The sequence below is a fragment of the Roseovarius sp. genome (assembly GCF_018066915.1).
Lineage (GTDB): Bacteria > Pseudomonadota > Alphaproteobacteria > Rhodobacterales > Rhodobacteraceae > Roseovarius.
Window position 1 is genome coordinate 1 of record NZ_JAGPVV010000096.1, and the last position, 5,974, is coordinate 5,974.

Annotated in this window: 6 protein-coding genes; 3 read left to right on the plus strand and 3 right to left on the minus strand. The window is 62.2% G+C overall.

Going from position 1 to position 5,974, the window contains the following annotated elements:
- Positions 1–618: ABC transporter substrate-binding protein (locus tag KBT70_RS05445; protein ID WP_296629521.1), on the minus strand; the 618-nt coding region annotated here is incomplete at its 3' end.
- 397 nt (positions 619–1,015) lie between these two features.
- On the opposite strand from KBT70_RS05445, the gene KBT70_RS05450 reads away from it, so the two are divergent.
- The gene (locus tag KBT70_RS05450; RefSeq protein WP_296629523.1) at positions 1,016–1,744 is read left to right on the plus strand and encodes an FCD domain-containing protein; all 729 of its coding nucleotides are present in this window, start codon (positions 1,016–1,018) and stop codon (positions 1,742–1,744) included.
- A gap of 21 nt (positions 1,745–1,765) precedes the next feature.
- On the opposite strand, the gene KBT70_RS05455 is transcribed toward KBT70_RS05450, so the two are convergent.
- A complete protein-coding gene (locus KBT70_RS05455) occupies positions 1,766–3,067 on the minus strand; it encodes an ABC transporter substrate-binding protein (RefSeq protein ID WP_296629524.1) in 1,302 nt (433 codons plus the stop codon).
- Positions 3,068–3,230: 163 nt separating this feature from the next.
- Here KBT70_RS05455 and KBT70_RS05460 point away from each other — a divergent pair, with 163 nt between their 5' ends.
- Positions 3,231–4,568 carry an NAD(P)/FAD-dependent oxidoreductase gene (locus KBT70_RS05460; protein WP_296629526.1) on the plus strand — a complete coding sequence of 446 codons (1,338 nt, stop codon included), beginning with the start codon at positions 3,231–3,233 and terminating at the stop codon, positions 4,566–4,568.
- 134 nt (positions 4,569–4,702) lie between these two features.
- A complete protein-coding gene (gene mnmH, locus KBT70_RS05465; protein WP_296629529.1) occupies positions 4,703–5,737 on the plus strand; it encodes a tRNA 2-selenouridine(34) synthase MnmH in 1,035 nt (344 codons plus the stop codon).
- Positions 5,738–5,787: 50 nt separating this feature from the next.
- On the opposite strand, the gene KBT70_RS05470 is transcribed toward mnmH, so the two are convergent.
- Positions 5,788–5,974 (minus strand): AIR synthase-related protein (locus tag KBT70_RS05470; protein WP_296629530.1); only part of this gene is annotated, 187 nt, incomplete at its 5' end.

A 5,974-nucleotide genomic window follows, 5' to 3' on the forward strand; every position in this document is an offset into this window, starting at 1 on the left:
CTCGATGCCCGCCGCCTCGAACGCCGCGAGATAGGTCGCAACCGATGGCAGGCCAAGCGCATCATCCTGCGCGCACATCACGGCGGTTTTCAGCTCCGGCCTGTTCAGCGCCAGCCACTCGACCCCGGTCACGTTGTAGATGGGATGCACCTCTGCGGGTGCCAACAGCGTCTTGGTATCCGGCGAGAGATCCGACGGCAGCAGCGTGGAAAAGAGCATCCCCGTGCGTTCCGCCACCGGCTGCACACCCGGCCAGGGATCGCCGCCCAGCATCATGATGAAACTCACGCCATCCTCACGGATGAGCTTGGTCGCCCCGGTGCGGGCCTTGGCGGGATCGTATTCCTCGTCATAGGCCACGAATTCAACCGGATGCGCCCCGTCCGCCAGCGTGATGCCGCCCGCGGCATTGACCCGCTCGGCCCAGATCATGCAGCCATCAAGGCCGGGTTTGCCCCAGGCCGCCACAGCCCCCGTCAGGGGGGCCAGAAACCCGATCTTGATCGGTTCACCCGCCGCCAGCGCCACTTTCGGCAAGCCAAGCGCGGCTGTCGCCGCTGCGGAGGTTTTCAGAAAGGTCCGACGTGTGAACCCCTTAGCGATATATTTGGAAAGCATGCGTTCCTCCAACTGTTGGCACCGCGCGGTCTCGCGCAGCAGAGCGGAGCCAAGGGCGACCTGTTCTGGTTCATTGACAACCCCGGAGTCTATACCAGTTTCCGAAATTGGTTTGGCCCACGACCGAAGGCTAGCAAAGCGATTTGAAACTCACAAGAAAATTTGTTTCTTAGAGTTATAATTAAGCCGGTCCATTCTGCCAAATCTCTCATTTTGCACAGAATTTTAACTGGCACATTTTAGAGGCACCCGGCAAATCGGCCCCCATGACCCCCAAAACTGGTCCGGAAGGGGATTGAAATTGGTTCTCTGCCCCTACCCTGCTGCTTGTGAACTGTCCGCGATCCGCCTAGATTTGCCCAAACACCCGCCGCGCCAGACGAGGGATCGCAACATCATGGCCAGCCAGAGCACCAGCACCACAGCCCAGCTTGTCACCAGCCACTCGGTCGGCGCCACGGTGCAGGTGGTGATCGACAGCCTCTTTGCCCGCATCAAGTCGGAAGAATACCCCGAGGGCGCACGCCTGCCGTCCGAGCGCACGCTCTCATCGGAACTGGGCGTCGCCCGCAACACCGTGCGCGACGCGCTCGACGTGCTCGAGGCGCGCAACATCATCCGCCGCCGCGCGGGGTCTGGCAGCTTTGTCACCTACAAGAGCGAACTCACCCGCACCTCCAGCCGCAGCGCGCTTGCCGAAAACACCAGCCCGCTCGACCACCTCGTCGTGCGCGGCATTCTGGAGCCGGAAATGATCCGCCTCGCGGTCATCAACATGACCCCGCGCGACATCATGGAACTCGACGATATTCTCACCCGGATGGAGGCGATCAGCACCGACGCCACAGCCTTTGTCGCCTGCGAAGAGGATTTCTATCGCAAGATCGCCGCGGGCACCGGCAATCCCCTGCTCGCCTCCTGCTATGATCTCGCGATCGAGGCCTGCTTGCAAACCCACCGCTCCACCATGATGCGCCGCCATCTCACGCCCAAACGCATCGAGGATTACCAGAAACGCTATAACGCGCTCTTCAACGCAATCTCCTCCCGCGATGTCGAAACCGCCGTGGAATACATCAAGCTGCACCTGATCGAGGAACAAAAGACCCTGCTGCAAGAGGACTGAGCGCAAGACGGCCGAGACGCCTCAACTCACCACCAGCCGCGCCTCGAGACAGGCCTTGCCTGCCCCCTGCCCGTGCCGCTGATGCCAAAGCTGGCCAAGAGCCGCCATTTCCGCCCGCAACAGCGCCTCATGCCGTGCCAGCCAATCGGGGATCGACCCGAAATCGACAATCCGTGCCTTGCCGCCTTGGATCTGCACCACCGGCCAATCGCCAATCAGCGTATGGTCGAGGCCAAACATATCCTGCCCCCACCATTGCGCCGGGCCAAAGGCATGGTTGACCTCGCCCAACTGCCGCATCGCCGCCAGAACCGACACGGAATTGACCGTGCCCGCCCGCTCGACCGCGGATTGCCAGATGTCGAGGATGGCGGCATATTCCCAACTCACCGCCGTCCAACTGCCGGGAAAGCGCGCGTTGTATTCCTCGTAGAATGCCTGCGGCTGGTTAAAGAAGAACGCCTTTTCCGCCAGCGCCGGATCATCGAAATCAGGGAACTGGAACAGGAATCCTTCCATGAATTCGGGCGAGGTGAGCGCGATCAACTGCTCATAGCAATCGGCTGTGCAGCTCAGGATTTGGCCCGCATAGCCCTGCCGATAGGCATATTCCGTCATCGCATGCACCATCGGCGTATAGCTCGTGCACCAGCAGAGCATATCGGGTGCGGCCGCCAGCATCGGCGTCACCACCTCGGGCGCCGTGGCCGTGCCCGGATCATACCGGACTTCTGCGACAATCTCGATGCCGACCGCCTTGAACGCGGCGCGATAGGCGGCCAGTGCCGGCAGCCCAAGCGCATCGGTCTGCGCACAGAGCGCCACAGTCCTGATCTCCGGTCGGTGCTTGGCGATCCATTCCACCGCCGTCACCGTGTAGATGGGCAGCGATTCGCCCGGCGCGATCAGATACGGCGTGTCCGGCGACAGATCACTCGTCAGCAAGGATGAGGTCAGCACCTTCTGCCCCATCAGGTAATCGCGCACCTCGGTGAACGAATCGCCCCCCAGCATCATCACCAGCGCCGCATCATGCCCCTGCACCAGATGCCGCGCCCCCGCCAACGCATCCGCCCCGTCATATCCGCAATCATAGGCCTCGAGCCGCACCGGGAATCGCCGCCCCCCCATCAGCACGCCACCCGCCCGGTTGAGCCAATCCACCCACAACCGGCACCCCTGCAATCCCGGCAGGCCCCACGATTCGACAGGCCCGCTCAAGGGGGCCAGAAACCCGATGGTCAGCGTTTTGCGCATGCCCACGGAAAACCGCGGCAAGGCGCTCTGGATGGCCAGTCGTTGTGCGAAACTCGAATTGGACATGCGTAATTCCTAGCAGGTTCCCGGCGCAGCACCAGCCTTCTCATGGGAAAATATTATTCTTGGAAAGAATATTTATTGACAAGCCCGTCGGACCGCCTCCAATCTGGCATGAACCAAAGGCACCAATACCTGAATATTGGTCCATACCAGCTTGGAGGGCAACATGACCAAAAAACGAATTGCGATCATCGGCGCGGGACCATCGGGACTGGCCCAATTGCGGGCCTTCCAATCCGCCGCCGCCAAAGGCGCGGAAATCCCCGAAATCGTCTGTTTTGAAAAACAGGACAACTGGGGCGGCCTTTGGAATTACACATGGCGCACCGGGCTTGATCAATACGGCGAGCCGGTTCATGGCTCAATGTATCGCTATCTCTGGTCCAATGGCCCCAAGGAAGGTCTGGAATTCGCCGACTATTCCTTCGAGGAACATTTCGGCAAGCAAATCGCCTCTTACCCGCCCCGCGCCGTGCTCTTCGACTATATCGAAGGCCGCGTGAAAAAGGCCGGCGTGCGCGACCTCATCCGCTTTTCCACCGCCGTCCGCTGGGTCGAGAAAGAGGGCGACACATTCAACGTCACCGTCTGCCACCTCCCCGAAGACCGCACCTATACCGAGAGCTTCGATCACGTCATCGTCTGTTCGGGCCATTTCAGCACGCCAAACGTGCCCTATTTCCCCGGCTTCGAGAATTTCAAGGGCCGAGTCCTGCATGCCCATGATTTCCGCGATGCACTTGAATTCAAGGACAAGGACATTCTCATCGTCGGCACCAGCTATTCCGCCGAAGACATCGGCTCGCAATGCTGGAAATACGGCTGCAAATCCGTGACCGTCAGCCACCGGACCAAGCCTATGGGCTTCAAATGGCCGGACAACTGGCAAGAGGTGCCGCTCCTGCAAAAGGTCGAGGGCAACACCGCCACTTTCAAGGATGGCACCACCAAGGACGTGGATGCCGTGATCCTCTGCACGGGCTACAAACACCACTTCCCCTTCCTGCCCGACGATCTGCGGCTCAAGACCGCCAACCGCCTCGCCACCGCCGATCTCTACAAAGGTGTCGCCTTCGTGCGCGAACCGGCCCTCTTCTACCTCGGTATGCAGGACCAGTGGTTCACCTTCAATATGTTCGACGCACAGGCATGGTGGGTGCGCGACGTGATCATGGGCCGCATCGTCATTCCCGACCAAGCGACGATGGAGGCCGACGTGGCAGACCGTGTCGCCCGCGAGGATGCCGGTCAGGATGATTACGACGCGATCTGGTATCAGGGCGATTACGTCAAGGAACTGATCGACGAGACCGATTATCCCAGCTTTGACGTCGAAGGCGCCTGTCAGGCCTTCAAGGAATGGAAGGGCCACAAGAAAAAGGACATCATGGGCTTCCGCAACAACGCCTATAAATCCGTCATCACCGGCACCATGGCGCCCATGCACCACACCCCCTGGAAAGACGCGCTCGACGACAGTCTCGAAGTTTACCTCCAGAACTGACTTTCCTGACCTGAGGTGGGCCGCCCTGTGCTGTCCACCTCTTTTTTTCCCTCTGCAAGAGGGCTTGAACTTGGGCGGCGCGCAGCGCATGCAGGGGCCATGTCACGCCTTAGCCCTTACCCCGATTTCCCCTGATGCCGATAGCCCTCGACAGTCTCGCGGCGCTGGCCGCCTTGCCCTTTGACGAGGTGATCGACGTCCGGTCCCCCGCCGAATTCGCCGAGGATCACATCCCCGGCGCGCTCAACCTGCCGGTGCTCTCGAACGAGGAACGCGCCCGCGTCGGCACCATCTATGTGCAACAGGACCGCTTTCTCGCGCGCAAGATCGGCGCAGCACTCGTGTCCCGCAATGCCGCCGCCCATCTCGAGGGCCCGCTTGCGGATCGTCATGGCGGCTGGCGTCCACTCGTCTATTGCTGGCGCGGCGGTCAGCGCTCCGGCTCCTTCACCGTCATCCTGCAACAGATCGGCTGGAAGGCCGACACCATTCAGGGCGGCTATCAATCCTATCGCCGCCTCGTCGCCCGTGCGCTCTATGACGAGGATTTTCCCGCCCCCGTCCGCCTCATCGACGGCGGCACCGGCACCGGCAAGACCCATCTCCTGACGCATCTCGCAGCCCTAGGCGCGCAGGTGATCGACCTCGAGGATCTGGCCGCCCATCGCGGATCGGTCTTTGGTCCCGTCGCAGGCGGGCAACCCTCGCAAAAATCGTTCGAGAGCGCTCTGGCCGCCCAAATGGCCCGGCTCGATCCCACCCGCCCGGTCTATCTCGAGGCCGAGAGCAGCCGCATCGGGCGCATCACCCTGCCGCCTATGATCACTCGCGCCATGCGCACCGCGCCGGTGATCCGGCTCGAGGTGCCGCTTGCCGCCCGCGTGTCCAACCTCTGCGCCGATTACACCGACCTCATCGCCGATCCCGACCGGCTCGACGCGATCCTCAGCCGGCTGGTGCAGTATCACGGCCACGCCCAAGTGGACCAGTGGCGCGCCCTTGCCGCCACAGGCGATTTTCCCACCCTCGTGGCGCAGTTGATCGAGACCCATTACGACCCGCGCTACATCCGCAAACCCCGCCCCGAAGGCATCACGCCGCTCGCGCTGCCCGATCTGTCAGAGGCCACGCTGCACGCGGCAGCGCAGGGTTTGATCCAGAGCGCGTAGGCTTGGGGCCACTTCCGACCACGAAGCCGCGCGGGGGAAACCCGCGACCCTCAACCCCTCACCCTGATCCCCACCGGCCCTGCCACAACCCGCCCGATCACAGCCGCCGCATGCCCCGCCGCACGCAACCGCGCCACTAACTCCTCTGCCTCTCCACCATCGACAGCCGCCAGCATCCCTCCCGCCGTCTGCGGATCGTGCAACAACGCCACCCGTGCGCCCGATCCCCCTTCAACC